The organism is Pseudomonas sp., from assembly GCF_049645325.1.
Classification (GTDB): Bacteria; Pseudomonadota; Gammaproteobacteria; order Pseudomonadales; family Pseudomonadaceae; genus Aquipseudomonas.
The window spans coordinates 15000-32938 of the sequence record NZ_JBARTQ010000445.1 but is presented as its reverse complement, the minus strand read 5'-3'; the positions used below and the strand labels follow the sequence as shown (position 1 = coordinate 32938).

Annotated in this window: 18 protein-coding genes and 1 tRNA gene; 1 reads left to right on the top strand and 18 read right to left on the bottom strand. The window is 62.5% G+C overall.

Going from position 1 to position 17939, the window contains the following annotated elements:
• The 12 genes from gspD to WBB95_RS19360 form a co-directional block, all read right to left on the bottom strand.
• Positions 1-2074: type II secretion system secretin GspD (gene gspD, locus WBB95_RS19415; protein ID WP_424489051.1), on the bottom strand; the 2074-nt coding region annotated here is incomplete at its 3' end.
• Positions 2075-2079: 5 nt separating this feature from the next.
• Positions 2080-2598: a hypothetical protein gene (locus WBB95_RS19410; RefSeq protein WP_424489050.1), complete on the bottom strand. Its 519-nt coding sequence runs from the start codon at positions 2596-2598 to the stop codon at positions 2080-2082.
• A complete protein-coding gene (gene gspM, locus WBB95_RS19405; RefSeq protein WP_424489049.1) occupies positions 2595-3194 on the bottom strand; it encodes a type II secretion system protein GspM in 600 nt (199 codons plus the stop codon). The genes WBB95_RS19410 and gspM overlap by 4 nt, the downstream gene beginning before the upstream one ends.
• On the bottom strand, positions 3169-4161 hold the full coding sequence (locus WBB95_RS19400; RefSeq protein WP_424489048.1) for a type II secretion system protein GspL: 993 nt from the start codon (positions 4159-4161) through the stop codon (positions 3169-3171). Before WBB95_RS19400 ends, gspM begins: the two co-directional genes overlap by 26 nt.
• Complete coding sequence (locus WBB95_RS19395) at positions 4158-4859, bottom strand: type II secretion system minor pseudopilin GspK (protein ID WP_424489047.1); 702 nt, start codon at positions 4857-4859, stop codon at positions 4158-4160. Before WBB95_RS19395 ends, WBB95_RS19400 begins: the two co-directional genes overlap by 4 nt.
• Positions 4856-5437, bottom strand: a complete 582-nt coding sequence (locus WBB95_RS19390; protein WP_424489046.1) for a prepilin-type N-terminal cleavage/methylation domain-containing protein — start codon at positions 5435-5437, stop codon at positions 4856-4858. Before WBB95_RS19390 ends, WBB95_RS19395 begins: the two co-directional genes overlap by 4 nt.
• A complete protein-coding gene (locus WBB95_RS19385; protein ID WP_424489045.1) occupies positions 5434-5766 on the bottom strand; it encodes a type II secretion system protein in 333 nt (110 codons plus the stop codon). The genes WBB95_RS19390 and WBB95_RS19385 overlap by 4 nt, the downstream gene beginning before the upstream one ends.
• Complete coding sequence (locus WBB95_RS19380; protein ID WP_424489044.1) at positions 5763-6188, bottom strand: pilus assembly FimT family protein; 426 nt, start codon at positions 6186-6188, stop codon at positions 5763-5765. The genes WBB95_RS19385 and WBB95_RS19380 overlap by 4 nt, the downstream gene beginning before the upstream one ends.
• A 7-nt stretch (positions 6189-6195) precedes the next feature.
• Positions 6196-6606 carry a type II secretion system major pseudopilin GspG gene (gene gspG, locus WBB95_RS19375; protein WP_424489043.1) on the bottom strand — a complete coding sequence of 137 codons (411 nt, stop codon included), beginning with the start codon at positions 6604-6606 and terminating at the stop codon, positions 6196-6198.
• Between the two features lie 20 nt (positions 6607-6626).
• Positions 6627-7823: a type II secretion system inner membrane protein GspF gene (gene gspF, locus WBB95_RS19370; RefSeq protein ID WP_424489042.1), complete on the bottom strand. Its 1197-nt coding sequence runs from the start codon at positions 7821-7823 to the stop codon at positions 6627-6629.
• Positions 7820-9517 (bottom strand): type II secretion system ATPase GspE, encoded by a 1698-nt coding sequence (gene gspE / locus WBB95_RS19365; RefSeq protein WP_424489041.1) that lies wholly within the window; start codon positions 9515-9517, stop codon positions 7820-7822. Before gspE ends, gspF begins: the two co-directional genes overlap by 4 nt.
• 436 nt (positions 9518-9953) lie before the next feature.
• Entirely contained in the window at positions 9954-12359 is a 2406-nt protein-coding gene (locus WBB95_RS19360) for a TonB-dependent siderophore receptor (RefSeq protein ID WP_424489040.1), read from the bottom strand.
• 176 nt (positions 12360-12535) lie between these two features.
• On the opposite strand from WBB95_RS19360, the gene WBB95_RS19355 reads away from it, so the two are divergent.
• The gene (locus WBB95_RS19355; RefSeq protein WP_424489039.1) at positions 12536-13159 is read left to right on the top strand and encodes a CatB-related O-acetyltransferase; all 624 of its coding nucleotides are present in this window, start codon (positions 12536-12538) and stop codon (positions 13157-13159) included.
• A gap of 65 nt (positions 13160-13224) precedes the next feature.
• Here WBB95_RS19355 and WBB95_RS19350 read toward each other — a convergent pair.
• From WBB95_RS19350 to rplT, 6 genes are all read right to left on the bottom strand, one after another.
• Positions 13225-13301: transfer RNA gene (locus tag WBB95_RS19350), tRNA-Pro, on the bottom strand.
• Between the two features lie 90 nt (positions 13302-13391).
• A complete protein-coding gene (locus WBB95_RS19345) occupies positions 13392-13748 on the bottom strand; it encodes a MerR family transcriptional regulator (protein WP_010209127.1) in 357 nt (118 codons plus the stop codon).
• A complete protein-coding gene (gene ihfA / locus WBB95_RS19340; protein WP_002553164.1) occupies positions 13729-14031 on the bottom strand; it encodes an integration host factor subunit alpha in 303 nt (100 codons plus the stop codon). Before ihfA ends, WBB95_RS19345 begins: the two co-directional genes overlap by 20 nt.
• A 3-nt stretch (positions 14032-14034) precedes the next feature.
• The gene (gene pheT, locus WBB95_RS19335) at positions 14035-16413 is read right to left on the bottom strand and encodes a phenylalanine--tRNA ligase subunit beta (protein WP_424489038.1); all 2379 of its coding nucleotides are present in this window, start codon (positions 16411-16413) and stop codon (positions 14035-14037) included.
• A 26-nt stretch (positions 16414-16439) separates the two neighbouring features.
• The gene (gene pheS, locus WBB95_RS19330) at positions 16440-17456 is read right to left on the bottom strand and encodes a phenylalanine--tRNA ligase subunit alpha (RefSeq protein ID WP_424489037.1); all 1017 of its coding nucleotides are present in this window, start codon (positions 17454-17456) and stop codon (positions 16440-16442) included.
• A 109-nt stretch (positions 17457-17565) separates the two neighbouring features.
• Positions 17566-17922, bottom strand: coding sequence for a 50S ribosomal protein L20 (rplT, locus tag WBB95_RS19325; RefSeq protein ID WP_003174975.1), 357 nt, complete (start codon positions 17920-17922; stop codon positions 17566-17568).
• Between the last annotated feature and the right edge of the window lie 17 nt (positions 17923-17939).

Here is a 17939-nt window from a genome sequence, read left to right as displayed (position 1 = left end):
GCCGATAATCATCCGTCACCTGCCGTGCCTGCCCGCTGCTGGTCACCACCCGAGGCGTAATCAAGACAATCAACTCCGTGCGCTCCCTGGACTTGCTGGTACTCCCAAACAACCACCGCAACCCCGGGATCTTGCCCAGATACGGCACCGAGCTGACCCCTTCAGCGTTGTCCTGCTTGATCAGACCACCAAGCAACACCGTCTGCCCACTCTGCACCGCCACCTGCGTCGACACCGAACGCGTCGAAATACGCGGATTCACCGGCGTGTCGCTGGCAGCACTCACCGTCTCAGCATCACTGACCTGCTGCTGAATATCCATGTACACCAAGCCCCCCGGATTGATCCGCGGCACCACATCGAGAATCACCCCCGTCTGCACATACTCGACACTGCTCAAGGTGGTATCGGAAGTCCCGGTGTTGACCGTGGTCTGACTGATGGGAATGTTATCCCCCACCTGAATCTGCGCCGGCTGGTTGTTCATCACCACCAGCGACGGCGCCGAAAGCACCTGGGTACGGCCATTCTTTTCCAGGGCATGCAACGCCACTTGCAAGTTGGAGCTGACAAACGAATAGAACAACGCATCCGTCGCCCCCAACCCTGCCCCGCCGCCGCCCAACGCGCCTTGGCTGCCGGAGGCATTGGCCACCGTGGTGCTGGCGGAATTACCCGCCAGGCGCCCCAGGTACCACTGCACGCCCAGGTCCAGTTCACCGCTGAGCTTGACCTCCAGAATGCGCGTCTCGATCTGCACCTGCAGCGGCGGGTTGTCGAGGCGTTTGATCGCAGCCTCGATCTCCTTCCACTGCGCCGGGCGGGTGCGCACCAGCAGTTGGTTGCTGCTCTGTTGCGCGGTAATGCGGGTGCCGGATTCGAGGCTGTTGGTCGGCGTCGCCTCAGTGGTTTCCGGCGCCGGCTCCTCGCTCACGGGCACAGGATTCTGCACCGCGCTGTTCGATGCCAAGGTGGTGGTTCGCAGCCCCGGCGCTACCCTGGCCGGGGTGTCGTCCTTGATCGCGCCAGTGCCGTAGATCTGCCGCAGGTATTTGGCCAGGTCGGCGGCTTTCATATTGCGCACGTCGTAGACATACATTTGCGGCTCGTTACCGCCGCCTTCGTCGATGGTGCGAATCCAGTCGCCCACTTCACTGAGGTACTGCGGCTGGGAAGAAATCGCCACCACCGAGTTGGTGCGCTCAATCGGCAAAAACCGCAGCATGCCCGCCAGCGGGCTGCCGCTGTCCGCGCCGAACAGGCTTTGCAGTTGCGGCATCAACTCGGCCACCGACGCGCGTTGCAGGCCAAACACGCCCACCGACATGCCCTTGAGCCAATCCACATCAAAGGTGTCGATAGTGTCCTGATAGTTGGCCAACTCATCCGGCGTACCGGCCAGGCTCAATACATTGCGCGCCGGGTCGACCAACAGAAAGGCATTCTCGCGCGCGAAGGGCTTGAGCAGTTTCTGAATTTCGGTGGCGGAGATATACCGCAGCGGGAACAGCCGCGCCGAGAGGCCGCTGGACGGCGCGGCCACGTTCATCTGCGGCACCAGCTTGCCCGTCACCGCTTGGCTGGCCGGCAGGATGACGTAGCGCTGGCCCTGGCGGATCATCGCGTTGTCGGTCCACGACAACAGGGTTTCAAGAATCGACAGTGCCTGCTGTTTGTCCACCGGCTTGGAGGTGGAAAAACTCACCGTGCCCTTCACGCCCTGAGCGATGCTGTAGTTTTCGTGCAGCAAATCGCCCATCACGCTGTTGATCACCGCCTCGATCGGTTGGTCGGCAAAGTTGAACACGATGTCGCCGCCCTCCTCCTTCGCCACCGCAGTGGCCGCGGGCGGGCGCACGAACTGCTGGCTGCCGCGAATCAACTGGCGCTGTGGCGCAGGCGCAGCCTCGGGCGCGGGGCTTTCGGGCACTGGCGCCGCGCTCGGCGGGCGCTGTGAACCGGTGCCTTGCAAGGCCTCGTGGAGCAGATCGTCGTCTGCGTCGAGGCGCTCGGGGAAGGCGCCGCAGCCGCCCAAAGAGACGGCGGTGGCCAGGCAAAACAGTGAGGTGCGCATGTCGATCAAGGGAGGGGCTCGCGGGGAAGAGTCATCGGTGGCCGGGCGGACGGCGGCGGCAAACGCTTGGCGTAAAGGCTCAAGGTCTGGGTGCGGCCGTCAAGGGCAAATCGGGCGTATTGCGGGGTGAGGTGTTCCAGGCGCCAGCCGTTGGGCAGGGTTTGGCCCAGGCGCACGGTCAGGGCCGGGCCGCTGGCCTGTTTGAGCATGGCCATTTGCAGGTTGCCGGTGATCATGATGCCGCTGAGGGTCAGGTTGGCCAGGCTCGACACCCGTGTCTTGCCCACCACACGGTCGGGGCTGCGATCCGGGCTGAACAGCGGCGTTTGCCAAGTAGCGGCGAGGTTTTCCAGCGGCACACTCGGCGCTGCCTGCACGCGCGCCGAAGCCTGCGCGCGTGTGTCGGGTGCGGGCAGCCACTGCGGTTCATCGCCGAGGCTGCTGAGGATCACCGCCATCAACACGCCGAGTAAGCCGGCCACGCCGAGCAAGCCCCACTCCAGGGGGCGCAGTGTGCCGGTCATCGCACCACCTCGGGTTGCAGGTAGCCGCGCACCAGCAGGTGCACCACCAGTTTTCCGGCGCCGCCGCTGGCGGGCGCTTCACGGCTACGGCGGATGCGCAGTTCATCGACAAACAGAAACGGCGGCTGATACTCCAGCTCGTGCAGCACCGCCTCCAGGGGCTCAATCGCGCAGTCGAGCGTGAGGCTGACCTGAACCTGGCGATAGGGTTCGCCGTTGTCCTGCTCCGGGGTGATGGGCTTGCGCTGGGTCAGGCTGCAACCGCCGCCGAGGTTGGCGTGGCTGCTGATCAAGTCGGCGAGGCGTTGCATCAGGTCGGCAGCGACCACGTCGGGGTCATCTCCTGGCAACAGGCTGGTGCTGCTGGCCGGGTCCTGCCGCGCTTGCTCAAGTTGCTGGCGCAGCGCAGCGCCCTGGCGCAACACACCGGCGTAGCGTTGTTGCTGCTCGCGCAGTTGCTCGGCCTGCTCGCCCATGTCGCGCAAGGGCCCGGCGAACCAACTGTCGATCAACAGCCAATACGCAGCGCCAACAACCACCGCAAGTATCAACAAGGCTGCACCACGGCGTTCACGGGGTGTGAGGGGTCGGCGCATCGGCAGCCTCCTGGCGCAAGTGGGCACGCAGGGCAAACTGGTCCTTGCCAGTGCGTGCGTCAGGTTGAATCACGCCTTCGAACTGGGCATTTTCCAGGCGCTGGCAACCTTTGATGCGGGTGATCAGGCCGCTGGCCTTGGCGCTTTGCCCAGAGAACGAGAGCTCGCCGTCCTTGACGTCCAACTGGTCGAGCCAAGTGTCGGCGGGCAAACAACGGGTGAGGTCATTGAGCAGCGCAGCCAACGGCGGCTGCGCGAGTTTGCGGCGGATGAGGTACTGCGCCGCGCCCCGGGTGTTGAGCAGTTGCTGGCGCAAGGCGTGCACCTGGGCCACGTGTTCTTTCTGCTGTTGGACGCTGGCGCGCATGGCGTCGAGCACGCGCTGGCGATCATTGAGCCACAGCAGCATCGCCGCCATCAGCAACGCGCCACACAGCCACGGCAGGCTGCGCTGCAAGCCTTTGCCGCGTGGCGGCTGGCGCGGGCGCAATGGCGCGGGAAGCAGGTCGATGCCGAGGTTGGCCACATCCACGCGATGAGGGTGCAGGCCGAGGGCGGCGCAGTCGGCGAGGATCTGGTCCAGGTGTTCACGCAGGATCGCCACCAGCGTCACTTGCAGGTGCGTGGGCGTGCGCCGCTCCAAGTGCGCGACAAAGTAGAGTTGCTCAGCCTGGAATGGGGTGTAGCGGTCCAGTTCATAGCCGACCACGGCGCTCAGGTTGCGCGCGGCGGCCAGGGGCAGTTGCAGGCTGTGCAGCAGCACCGTTTCCGGCGCGAGCATCAGCACCTGACGTGCCGTGCCTGGCGCGACCGGCGCCGTGAGTGGCCACTGATGAAGCTGCTCGGGCGGCTCTTGCTGCGCCAGCCAGTTCGGCACACAGGCGCGCAGCTCCGCGAGCCACAGGCGCCACCCTTGTTGCAGCAGGCTACCGCGCCAGTGCCGGGCGATGGGTTCGAGTCGATTCATTCTTGCCAACGCAGCACCCGATAGGGTTGCGCGCCGTCCTCCGATGGGCTTAATAAAACCGTGACTTGCAGCCGCGCCTCATAGCCGCCGGGGCGTTCGGCGCGGCTGTCGATCACCAGCATTTCACCCGGGTCGGCGCCCTCGGCATGCGGGTGCGGCAGGTTCAGCGCTGTGCGCATCAGCGGGCTGGCAAACGCGGGATCGGGGCGATCGAGGTCGCTCCACAAGGTGATTTCAGGCAACAGTTGGCTGTACAGCGCCTGGGTCATGCCGGGCAATTGGCGTACCTCTTCCAGCACCCGAAACGGCACCAGGCCCTGCTTGCGCCGCGCCGCAATGGCCTTGACCAACTGCGTGGCCTGGGCTTGGGTGGCGCCGCACGCCAGGGCCAGGCGCGTGAGGTCGTCGGCCTCGGCGTTGATCAGGTACAGCTTGCCGCGCTCGCTGCGCAGGCTGACGTGCAACTGGGCGTCGTCAAAGGTCAGGGGAATGTCGCGGCCGTCGGCGACCCAGCGCTGTTCGGCCATCACCAACGCGATGCCGGCCTCAGCGGCCAGGACCGTCTGGGCATGCTGGCGCAGCCACAGCGCCTGGCGACTCTGCAACTGCACCCAACCGGCCAGGCCGCCCAGCAACACACTGAGCAAGGCCAGCACCCACAGCACCAGCAGCAGGGCCGCACCGCGTTGGCGCGTCATTGCGCGGAAGCTCCGCCAGACAGGTTCAGGCGCAGGGCAACCACTTGGGTGACCCATGGCACCGGCCCGTTGACGCTGGCGGCGATCCGCACCGCCGCTGGCAGGCGCTTGGGCCATGGCCATTGATTGAGCCAGCCGGTGGCCTGGCCCAAGGGCGATACGCCGCGATAGCTGAACTGCAGACTGTCGATATTCTTCAGCAGCACCTGCGGCTCAAGGCGGGAAAACGCCACCTGCAGGTTCTGTTCGTCACGCTGCACAGTGAACCGCTGAATCCCGCCGCCAAGCACCCCGGGCAAGGTCGCCACAAATTGCAGGCGCTCCGGCGTGCCGATGAAAAATCCGGCGGCGTGGCTGTCGTCATCACTGACATTCAGCGGCAGCGCCTCGCTGAGGGCGGTGCGCAAAAACTGCTGGGCGGCGCGCATCTCATCCAGGCTGACCGTGTAGCGCTGAGCCTTGGACACCGCGCGATTGGCACCCAGCAACGCCCCGCCCACCAGCATCAGCAATACGCCGAGCAAGCTCAGCACCACGAGGATTTCCAGCAAGGTGAACCCCTGCTCGCGGCGCCTCACAGGCGCGCCTTCAAGGTGCTGAAGCGGGCTTGGTGCGAGCCTTCGCTGACCATCAGGTCGAGGCGAACCAGGCGTGGTTGCTGGCGGCTACAGGTCAGTTGCCAGTGAATGCCATCAAGATTGCCCTGGCGTGTGCCTTCGGTCAGCGGGCCCGCCGCTTCCTGGTCCAGCACGGTGAGCGCCGCATGGGTCAGGCGATCGCTGTGGGCGACTTGCGCCAACGAGCGCGCGCTCTGCCCGAAGGCGACCAACAAGACCGTGCTGCCCACCGCCATCAGCGTCAGCGCGGCGAGCATTTCGAGCAAGGTGAAACCGGACTCGCGCCTCATGGCAAGGCCTTGGACTGCACGCTGCCAGTCAGCCAGCCGATGTCGATGCGCCAACGCCGGGTGCCGTTGGCCACCAACAGATAGCCGCCGGTGGAACTGCCGTCGGGGTAGAACTCCACGGCGGGCCCGATTGGCTCGGCAGTCTGCAGCGTGACGTGCAGCTGCGGCGGCCAATGCCCCGGCGCGCGCCCGGGAACCTGGAACGTTCGGCCGTGCAGATCAAATTCAGTACGTGCCGCCTTGCCAGCTATCACAGCACCAGCCCGCGTGGCACGCAGCGCGTCGACCATCTCCCCGACCACCCGCCGCTCCTTCGCCGCCTGCAAACCCTGGCGCACACCCAGCCCCAGCAACCCTGCGGCGAGGCTGATCAACAGGATGACCACCAGCATCTCCATGAGGGTGAAGCCGCGCTGGGTCATGGCGTGGTTATTCCCAATTGCCCAGGTCGGCGCTGTAGCCTTCGCCGCCCGGTTGGCCGTCCTGGCCGAAGAAGATCAGGTCGAAAGCGCCATGCTCACCGGGAAAGCGATAGCCGAAGGCATTCCCGAATGGGTCCTTGAGGTCTGACGGTTTGGCATAGGGCCCGGCCCAGCCTGAGGCGTTGGCGGGTTTTTCCAGCAACTGCCGCAGGGTGTTGGGCGGCGAGCCGACGTCGAGGGCGTAACTGTCGATCTTCATGCTCAGCCCGGCCAGTTGGGCTTTGCCCGCACCGTATTTGCCCTTGTCCACATTGCCGCCAACCTGGCGCACCACAATGGTCGCGACAATGCCCAGCAGCACGATCACCGCGAGCATTTCCAGGAGGGTGAAACCGCTTTGACCACGCGGGGATCTCATTGATGTCGCTCCTTTCAGGTTCATATATTGCTGGTCAAGCTCATCAGCGGCAGCATGATCGCGAGCATGATCACCGCCACCAGCACGGCCATAACCACCGTCAGCGACGGCACCAGCGCGGCCAGCAGGCGCTCGACGCCGCGTTTGGCTTCGACGTCGAATACGTCGGCGACCTTGAGCAACAGGCTGTCCAGTTCACCGGCGTGTTCGCCGACTTCGATCATTTGCAAGGCCAGGTCCGGCAGCAGCGGCTGCAGGCCGAACGCACGGGCCAGGGTGCCGCCGCCTTTCACCGACTCCGCCGCGTCAGCCACTTGGGCCTGCAGCGCGCGGTTGCTGCAGACTTGCCGGGCGATCACCAGGGCCGGCAGCAGAGCCACGCCGTTACTCAGCAAGGTGCCGAGGGTGCGCGTCAGCCGCGCGGTTTCGACGCGTTGCAGCAGCGGGCCGATCACGCGGATACCCAGCAAGCGGCGGTCGTACCGTTGCCTGTGGCGTGGATCGCGCAGGCGTGCCGCCAGTGCCGCTACGATGACAATTAACCCGGCCAATACCGCCAGTCCGTAGTCACCCAGACATTGACCCAGCGCGAGAATCACCTCGGTAATCAGCGGAATCGGCACACCCAAATCCTGGAAAATCGGCACGAACTGCGGCACCACATACGCCAGCAACAGCGCCAGGGAACCGAGCACGCCGACCACCAGGAATGCCGGGTAGATCAACGCGTTGATCACCTCGCCACGCAACAACTGGCTGCGTTCCAGGTAGTCGCTGAGCTGACGCAAGGTGCTTTCCAGCGCGCCCCCCGCCTCCCCGGCACGCACCATGCTCAGGTACAGCGGGGAGAACGTGGCGCCCTCTTGTTCCAGCGCGGCAGACAAGGGTTTGCCCGCCTTGACCTGATCGCGGATGCGCTCGATCAGCGCGCGAACCTCGGGTTGGCCAGGTTGCTTGAGCAACAGCCCGAGGGCGCGTTCAAGCGGTTGCCCGGCGCCCAGCAAGGTCGCCAGTTGCTGGGTAAACCTCACCAGCGCCGCGCCCTTCAACGGCGCCCGTGCGCGGCGCAACATCGGGCTGCCGGCCGCATCGATCTGCAACAGCAGCAAACCACGCGCGTGCAACGCGGCAACGGCCGCGGCTTGGTCGGTGGCTTCCAATGTGCCAGTGTGGGCGACACCCTGGCTGTCCAGCGCGCGAAACTTGAACAGGCTCACGCGCCTTCTCCACGGGTGACGCGCAGCACTTCTTCCAGCGAGGTGACACCCGCCAACGCCTGGCGCAAGCCTTCTTCATGCAAGGTGCGCAAACCGGCGCGGCGAGCGGCCTGTTCGAGGGTCGCGGCGTCGGCATGGCGCATCAACAGGCCGCGCAGTTCATCGTTCATCACCAGCAATTCAGTGATGGCGCTGCGGCCGTGGTAGCCGCCCCGATAGAGCAGAATCGGGCGTTGCTCGGTCAAGCGATCCAGCCCGTGTTCGGCGATCATTTCCGGCGGCGCTTCAAAGGCCACGCGCGTGGCCGGATCAAGGCGCCGCACCAGGCGCTGGGCCAAAATGCCGCTGACCGTCGAAGCAATCAGGTAGCTTTCCACGCCCATGTCCAGCAGCCGCGTAATGCTCGCGGCGGCGCTGTTGGTGTGCAGGGTGGAGAGCACCAGGTGCCCGGTGAGGGACGATTGGATCGCGATGCGGCAGGTTTCCAGGTCGCGGATTTCGCCGATCATGATCACGTCCGGGTCCTGGCGCACGATGGAGCGCAGCGCACCGGCGAAGTCCAGGCCAATGGCGGGTTTGACCTGGATCTGGTTGATGCCTTGAAGCTGGTACTCCACCGGGTCTTCCACGGTGATGATCTTGCGTTCGGCGGTATTGAGCCGCGACAACGCGGTGTAGAGCGTGGTGGTTTTGCCCGAGCCGGTGGGCCCGGTGACCAGCAATATGCCGTGAGGTCGCTGCAGCAAATCGAGAAACGTGGCCAGGCGCTGACCATCGAAACCCAGGCTCTGAAAATCGAACTGCACGGTTTGCCGGTCGAGCAGGCGCATTACCACCGACTCGCCAAAACTGGTGGGCACCGTGGACACACGCAAATCCAGTTCCTTGCCCTGGATGCGCAGCATGATCCGCCCATCCTGCGGCAACCGCCGTTCGGCGATGTCCAGCCGCGCCATGATCTTCACCCGCGAAATCACCGCCGCCGAGGAGCTGGCCGGCGGGGCTTCGGCGTCATGCAGCACACCGTCGATGCGGTAGCGCACTTTGAGCTGGTTTTCGAAAGGTTCGACGTGGATATCCGAGGCGCGCTGTTCAACCGCGCGTTGCAGGATCAGGTTGACCAGGCGGATCACCGGCGCCTCCGAGGCCATGTCCTTGAGGTGCTCGATGTCTTCCAGCGCGCCACCTTGCTCATCGAGGTTTTCGATCAGCGTACCCATGGCGGAGCGGCCCTGGCCGTAGTAACGCTCGATCAGCGTGTCGACTTCATTGCGCGGGCCGACGGCCAGCCACACCGGCACCTGGCAGGCGTAAGCCAGGGCCTGGAACGCATAGCGTTGCGCCGGGTTAGCCGCCAGCACGCGCAGGCCGCCCTGACTCCAGCTGATGGGCACCACTTGAAAATGCCGCATAAAACGTTCGGTCAACGCGGGCAAGGGGTCGAGCAACGGCGGCGCGGCATCGGCCAGCAACAGCGGTGCGCCAAGCAACACGGCCCAGGCACGCGCCAGTTCGACTTCAGAGACCAGCCCCAGGCGCGTGAGCAGGTCCAGCAGGTCGCCGCCGTCTGTGGACAAGCGCCGCGCGCGCTCCAGGTCGACGGTTTTCAGCCCGGCATGCTGCATCAGCCACGCGCACACGTGATCAGTGTGCGGTATCTGCAGATGGCAGGCATCGATAGGCGCGGAGGACATAATGTTGAGATCTAGTTGCGAGAAAGTATGGCTATTTGGAACTACTGAGAAGTGCCATTAGTTCGCCACGCCCGTAGCGCGAGTTAGCCGGGTTAATCGACTGGAAGTTCCGAGTCTAGTTCCTGAGATAGGGAAACAAACTGAAATGAATAGAGGCTGGCTGTCCCTGATTTCCAGTACAGACCTTGATTTAGAGGGCTTCGAGCCAGCCATCGATTCTTCACTAGTTGCAATTGGCCACTTCACTGATTATTCAATCACGACGCGCCTAGTTAATGACGCGCTGTAGCAAAAATCACTCGAAGTCGCCAACTAAGGCGGATCGGTTGTATCAGAATCGGTGGCTGTCCAAGGTCAAATCAAAACTATGGGCGCGGGCTTGCTCGCGAAGAGGCCGTGTCAGTGGACGTATTTCAGTGACTGACACGCCAAGGCCTCAGAAGTCGACGGTGGCAGACAGCAGGTAGGTTCGCGGTGTCGACAGCGTCAAGCCGGGTTCGCTGTCGTCCGAGGCCCCGGCGGAACTCCAGTAGCGTTTATCGGCGACGTTCTCGACATTCGCGCGCAACGTGATGTGCTTGTCATCCACCTTGAATGCATAGCGTGCGCCCAGGTCGATACGGTTCCACGCATCGATCTGCTTGACGTTGGACTGGTCCAGGTACTGCGAGCTGGAGTAGATGCCGCGACTGGTCAGGGTCAGCCCTTCCAGCGTCGGCACATCCCATTCGGCGCCGAGGTTCACGTTGTACTTGGGCGTCGCCGGCGCACGGTTGCCATCGAAGGTGCCGTTGGTGGTGTGGGTCAGTTCACTGTCGATGTACATCACCCCACCGAGCAGGCGGAAACCCTTGAGCGGCTCGCCGAACACACTCAGTTCCACACCGTCGTTCTGGCGCTTGCCGTTCGGGCCGAATACGCGGGTGGTGGCATTGGTCTCGTAAGCCGGCTGCTTGATGCGGAACACGGCGGCAGTCACAGCGAAGGCACCCGCATCGTATTTGGCACCCACTTCGACCTGGCGGCTGATGAATGGCGGGAAAATTTCATCTTCATTGATCGACGTGGATGGCGCGATTTTGCCCTGGCTCAGGCCCTCCATGTAGTTGGCGTACACCGACAGTTTGTCGGTGGCCTTGAACAGGATGCCGCCCGAGGGCGAGACTTTTTCTTCGTCGTAGGCCGTGTCGCCTTTGACGTTGTCGGTCCAGTCGTCCACCTTCACGCGCTGCCAGCGCGCGCCGAGGGTGAGCAGCAGGCGATCGTCGAAGAAACCCAGAGTGTCGGACAACGCCACGCCGCTGAAGCGGTTTTCGGTGTAGACCTTGGCGTCCGAGCGCGTCGGCCGCGATGGCGTCGGGGTTTGCACCGGGTCGTACAGATTGCTCGGCGCCGCTGCGTAGCGGGCGCCGCCGTTTTCGAAGTCCATGTAGAAATAGCTCGCGGCCAGATTGACCTCATGGCTCACCGGCCCGGTATGGAACCAGCTGCGCACGCCGGCGGTGGCCGTACGCACGTTTTCGTCGCGAGTGAAGTCCCGGGGCAGCACGCTAAAATCCCCGGCGCTATTGGTGACGGACACGGCGTGGCGCAGGAAGTCGTGGTCACTTTTGCGCGCGCCTACGCCGCCATAGAGCATCACGCTGTCGCTGAGGTCGAACTCGCCGTTGAGCGTGCCGAAGGTATCGTTGGTGCTGGCCTTGCTCCACGCTTGCGCATAGTTGCGGTGCACATCATTGGCGCTCGGCACCGGGGCGTTGGCGCCGACCTGCACGCGCTCCTGCGGCGCATCGGTGTCACGTTCGGTGTGGCCAATATCGGTGGAAAGGCGCAGGCGCTCGCCGCGAAAGTCCAGGCCCAACACCGCCATTTCACGGTCGACGGCCTGGTGATCCCATTCGGTGTCGCCGGACTGCTTCACGCCGTTGAAACGGATGCCGAACATGTTGTCCTCACCAAAGCGCCGCCCCACATCCACCGCGCCGCCCGCCTGGCTGCCCGAGGCCCAGGTGCCGGTCAACGAGGTGATGTCCTTGTCGGTAGCGCGCTTGGGCACCACATTGATGCCGCCGCCAACGCTGCCGCGTGGCGATATACCGTTGATCAACTGGCTCGGGCCTTTGAGGACGTCGACGCGTTCGGCCATTTCCATGTCGATGGTGTAGGTCGGCAACACGCCGTACAGGCCGTTGTAGGCCACATCGCTGTTGAACAGGCTGAAGCCGCGAATGGTGAACTGCTCATAGCGCCCACCGGCCGGGTTGGTGGCACGTACCGACGGGTCGCTGGCAATCAGGTCGCCGAGGGTGCGGGCCTGCTGGTTCTTCACCGCTTCCTCGGTGTAGGTGGTCATGCTGAACGGCGTTTCCATGAAATCCCGCGCGCCCAACAGGCCCTGGGACCCGCGCCGCGCCACTTGCCCACCGGCGTAAGTGTCGCCGTCGTCCGACCCCGCAGTGCCGAGGATGGACGTCGGCGCCAATTGCAGGCTGCCGCCCTCCGGCGCCCGCAACAGCCTATAAGCCTGCTCACCCATCGACTGCAGCTGCAGACCGGAACCTTGCAGCAACCGCGCGAAGCCCTCCTCCACGCCATATTCGCCCGACAAGCCACTGCTGCTGCGCCCGCTGACCAGCACAGGGTCCACCGACAGGTTGACCCCCGCCAACCCGGCAAAACGGGTCAAGGCAGCGCTCAAGCTGCCGGCCGGCACTTGATAGCTGCGGCGGGCGGAGGCGTCTTCGGCATAGCTGACGGCAACAAATAACGGGCTGGTACTGAGGCTCAATAGCAGGCTCAGGTTGAGCAACGGGCGCAAGCGCAAGGGTGGGACTGCAGACATTGGGGAAAGCTCTCGATGTATTCACTTACCTGGAATGACAGGCGAGATCAAAAAAGGGGACAGGCTGGCGAGAATTCTTTTCTGAAGATAAAAGCCGCCCAACCTTCGTCTTGCATAGAAGGCCTTCATTCCTCACGATGTCGCCTGATTTCACTCCCGGCAAGAAGGCTCGACCCATGAAGTTACTGCGCATATGGCGCGAACATAAAGCGCGCAAGGCACTCCGCGCGCTCTCTGCGCTGGAGCGCTCCACGCAAAAACTGCGCAACCGGTATCCCGACTACAGTTTTGGCCTGGGCACCTACGGTGACTTGAAGGTTCATGACTGGCATGAAGGAACGACCTTGCGCGTCGGCGCCTACACCTCGATTGCCGGCAATGTCGAAGTGTACCTGGGCGGCCATCACCGCACCGACTGGCTCAGTTGCTACCCCTTCCCGGCCAAGGTAAAAGACCTCGCACACATCACGGATTTCGGTGGCAGCAAGGGCGATGTGACCATTGGCAATGACTGCTGGATCAGCTCGCACGCGAAGATCCTGTCGGGCGTCACGATCGGCAATGGCGCGGTGGTCGCCGCAGGCTCCATCGTGACCAAGGATGTAGCGCCGTATTCCATCGTCGGCGGCAACCCGGCCAAGCACATCCGCTGGCGTTTTGACGAACCGACCCGCCAGATACTGGAACAGTCCGCCTGGTGGAATTGGCCGGAGGCGGAGGTGCGCGCCATTGCGCATCTGCTTTGCAGTACGGACCTTGCCCCCTTTGTTGAATACCTTCAGCAGCGTCCGCAACAGTGAGGCGCACCTAAACCCTGCGCACATGAAAAAGCCCAGCCTTTTCAGGCTGGGCTTGATCGAATGTATGGTCGGGACGGAGTGATTCGAACACTCGACCCCTAGCACCCCATGCTAGTGCGCTACCGGACTGCGCTACGCCCCGACTAGGCGTGTTACTGGGTTCGCTTCTTGACGAAGCGATCCGGAATATACCGCAAGCTTTTGAAATGTGGAAGTATTTTAAAAGCCGGAATTACTTCTTCAAAACCACCAGCACATCTTCAAGCTCAGCGATCATCTGACGGATCATTTGCTTGTATTGGGTGGTGTCGTCTTTGGCTTCATCACCGGACATACGCTGGCGCGCGCCGCTGATGGTGAACCCCTGGTCGTAGAGCAGCGCGCGGATCTGTCGGATCATCAGCACATCCTGGCGCTGATAATACCGACGGTTCCCGGTGCGTTTGACGGGGTTGAGTTGAGGAAACTCCTGCTCCCAATAGCGCAGCACGTGCGGCTTGACCGCACAGAGCTCGCTGACTTCACCAATGGTGAAGTAGCGTTTGCCTGGGATGACGGGTAGTTCGTCGTTATGACTTGGTTCCAGCATAAGCCTCAACTCGGGCCTTCAACTTCTGCCCTGGACGAAAGGTGACCACACGGCGAGCCGTGATCGGGATTTCTTCTCCCGTTTTTGGATTGCGGCCAGGCCGCTGGCGTTTGTCCCGCAGGTCAAAATTGCCGAAACCGGACAATTTGACCTGTTCGTTGTCTTCCAGAGCGTGCCTGATTTCTTCAAAAAACAGCTCGACCAATTCCTTGGCCTCGCGTTTGTTCAGACCCAGCTCTTCGTACAGACGTTCCGCCATCTCAGCTTTCGTCAAAGCCCCCATACGTCACTTCCTTAACGTGGCGTTCAACCTTTGTTCGAGCGAGGTGAGGATATTTTGTGTCGTGGTATTCACCTCATCGTCATTAAGAGTGCGCGATGGATGCTGCCAGGTCAAGCCAACTGCAAGGCTTTTTCTATGCGGATCAATGCCTTTACCCTGATAGACGTCAAATAGCCTGAGGTCTGTCAGCCATTCCCCTGCATTTTCACGGATTACATCCATAACGGCAGTGGCGGCGACTTCCTGATCAGCAATCAGCGCGAGGTCACGTCGTACTTCAGGGAAGCGTGACAACTCGCTGAATTTAGGCATTTTGCCCGACGCAACTTCAGCCAAGACTAGCTCAAAAACGAAGACCGGGCGGTCAAGATCGAGTGTTTTCGACAGCTCCGGGTGGATGGCGCCAACGAAGCCTACCAGGCGACCTTCGCGTTCGATGCGCGCAGTCTGACCCGGGTGCAGCGCGGGATGACTGCCGGGTACGAAAGTGAAGGCATCCAGCGCGCCGGCAAAGCCCAGTACTGCTTCCACGTCAGCCTTGACGTCGAAGAAGTCCACGGTTTCGCGACCCTGTGCCCAGCCTTCCGGCAGGCGGCTACCGCACACCACGCCAGCCAGCATCTGCTCTTGCTTCAAGCCATCGAGTTGGCCGACAAAACGCAGGCCGCTTTCGAACATGCGCACGCGGTCTTGCTGACGGTTCAGGTTGTGGGACAGTGCCTTCACCAAACCTGGCCACAGCGAGGAACGCATAGCGGCCATGTCATTGGAGATCGGGTTGGCCAACAGCAGCGGCTCGACACCTGGGTTGAACAGTTCGAATTGCTTTGGATCGATGAAGCTGTAGGTCACCGCTTCCTGGTAGCCACGGGCGACCAGCAGGCGACGCAACTCAGGCAAGTGCGCACGCGCTTCAGCCTTGGGTTGCGGGGCCAGGCGCGCTTGCGGGTAACGAACCGGCAGGCGGTTGTAGCCGTACAGGCGGGCCAGCTCTTCGATCAAGTCGACTTCCAGGCTGATATCGAAGCGATGGCTTGGCACTTCAACGTGCCACTGCCCTGCTTCACCCGAGGAAATGCCCAGGCCGAGCGCCGACAACAACTGCTCGATTTCAGCAGGCTCGATCACCAGGCCAAGCATCTGTTCAACGCTTTTGGCACGCAAGGTGATCGGCGCAACGGACGGCAGATACTGCTCGTTGACGGTTTCAGTGATCGGGCCAGCTTCGCCGCCAGTGATTTCCAGCAGCAGGCCCGTGGCGCGCTCCATGGCTTCACGGGCGAGCTTCCAGTCCACGCCACGCTCGTAGCGGTGCGAGGCATCAGTGTGCAGGCCGTAGGAACGGGCCTTGCCAGCGATAGCAATCTGGTCGAAGAACGCGCTCTCCAGGAAAATATCACGCGTGGTCGCGGATACGCCGCTGTGCTCGCCGCCCATCACGCCGGCAATGGCCAGGGCGCGAGAATGGTCGGCGATGACCAAGGTGTCGGCACGCAGGCTGACTTCCTGGCCGTCGAGCAGTACCAGCTTCTCGCCTTCTTCAGCCATGCGCACACGAATGCCGCCATTGATTTCAGCGAGATCAAACGCGTGCAGCGGTTGGCCCAGTTCCAGCATCACGTAGTTGGTGATGTCGACCGCAGCGTCGATGCTGCGCACATCGGCGCGACGCAGGCGCTCAACCATCCACAGCGGGGTTGGCTTGGACAGGTCGACGTTACGGATCACACGACCCAGGTAACGTGGGCAGGCAGTTGGCGCGAGCACTTCGATCGGGCGCACTTCGTCGTGCACAGCGGCCACGATGGCCACCTCTGGACGCGTGACGGGTGCGTTGTACAACGCGCCCACTTCACGGGCCAGGCCGGCCAGGGACAGGCAGTCGCCACGGTTCGGGGTCAGGTCGACCTCGATGCTGGCATCTTCCAGTTCCAGATAGACACGAATGTCCTGGCCCACTGGCGCGTCGGCCGGCAGTTCCATCAGGCCATCATTGCCCTCGCCTACCTGCAGCTCAGCCTGCGAGCACAGCATGCCGTTGGACTCAACGCCACGCAGCTTGGCCTTCTTGATCTTGAAGTCGCCCGGCAGTTCGGCGCCGATCATGGCGAACGGAATCTTCAGGCCCGGGCGCACGTTCGGCGCTCCGCACACGACTTGGAAGGTTTCCGCCCCATTGCTGACCTGGCACACACGCAATTTATCGGCATCAGGGTGTTGCTCGGTGCTCAGCACCTCGCCCACCACCACGCCGTTGAAAACACCGGCGGCCGGCGTAACGCTATCGACCTCAAGACCGGCCATCGACAGACGAGCAACCAGCTCGTCGCGACCTACCTGCGGACTTACCCAGCCACGCAGCCATTGTTCACTGAATTTCATCCTGCTCTCCTAAAGATTCGTTACGACTAGCGAAATTGCGCGAGGAACCGCAAGTCGTTGTCGAAGAACAGACGCAGGTCGTTCACGCCGTAACGCAGCATGGCCAGACGCTCAACGCCCATGCCGAAGGCAAAACCCGAGAACTCTTCCGGGTCGATCCCGGACATGCGCAGCACGTTAGGGTGAACCATGCCGCAGCCCATCACTTCCAGCCAGCCGGTCTGCTTGCAGACGCGGCAGCCTTTACCGCTGCACATCACGCATTCCATGTCGACTTCAGCGGACGGCTCGGTGAACGGGAAGAACGATGGACGGAAACGCACCGCCAGCTCCTTCTCGAAGAACACCCGCAGGAACTCTTCAATGGTGCCCTTGAGGTCGGCGAAGTTGATATCGCGATCAACCAGCAGGCCTTCGACCTGGTGGAACATCGGCGAGTGGGTGATATCCGAGTCGCTGCGGTACACACGGCCTGGGCAGACAATGCGGATCGGCGGCTGGTTCGCTTCCATGGTGCGGACCTGTACCGGTGAGGTATGGGTGCGCAACAACATGTTCGCATTGAAATAGAAGGTGTCGTGCATCGACCGGGCCGGGTGATGGCCTGGGATGTTGAGCGCCTCGAAGTTGTGATAGTCGTCTTCGACCTCAGGGCCTTCGGCAATGCCGTAGCCAATGTGGGTGAAGAACTGTTCGATACGTTCCAGAGTCCGGGTAATCGGATGCAGACCGCCCGAGGTCTGGCCACGGCCAGGCAAGGTCACGTCAATGGACTCGGCGGCGAGCTTGGCCGCAAGATCGGCCTCCTCAAGCGACGCCTTGCGCGCATTGAGCACCTCGGTGACACGCTCCTTGGCGACGTTAATCAGCGCGCCGACTTGCGGACGCTCTTCAGCCGGCAAATTCCCCAGGGTCTTCATCACCTGAGTCAATTCACCCTTTTTGCCAAGGTAGTGAACCCGGATTTGCTCCAGGGCATTGATATCTTCAGCGCTATGCACCGCCTCAAGGGCTTGAGCGACGAGCGCGTCCAGGTTTTCCATGTACAGACTCCAGATACAAAATAGGGGAAGAGCTTGAAGGCTCTTCCCCTATTTATGACGTTTACCACCTTGGGCTACAGGAGCAGCCCAAGGTGACTGTCGGGGGTACTTAAGCCAGAGTGGCTTTAGCTTTCTCGACAATCGCAGCAAACACCGCTTTTTCGTTCACGGCCAGTTCAGCCAGAACCTTACGGTCGATTTCGATGGACGCTTTTTTCAGGCCAGCGATGAAACGGCTGTAGGACAGACCGTTAACACGTGCACCAGCGTTGATACGAGCGATCCACAGAGCGCGGAACTGACGTTTTTTCTGACGACGGTCGCGGTAGGCGTATTGGCCAGCCTTGATTACCGCTTGCTTGGCAACACGGAATACGCGTGAACGCGCGCCGTAGTAGCCTTTAGCAAGTTTCAGAATTTTTTTGTGACGTTTACGGGCAATGACGCCACGCTTTACACGAGCCATGAGTTACTTCCTCTATT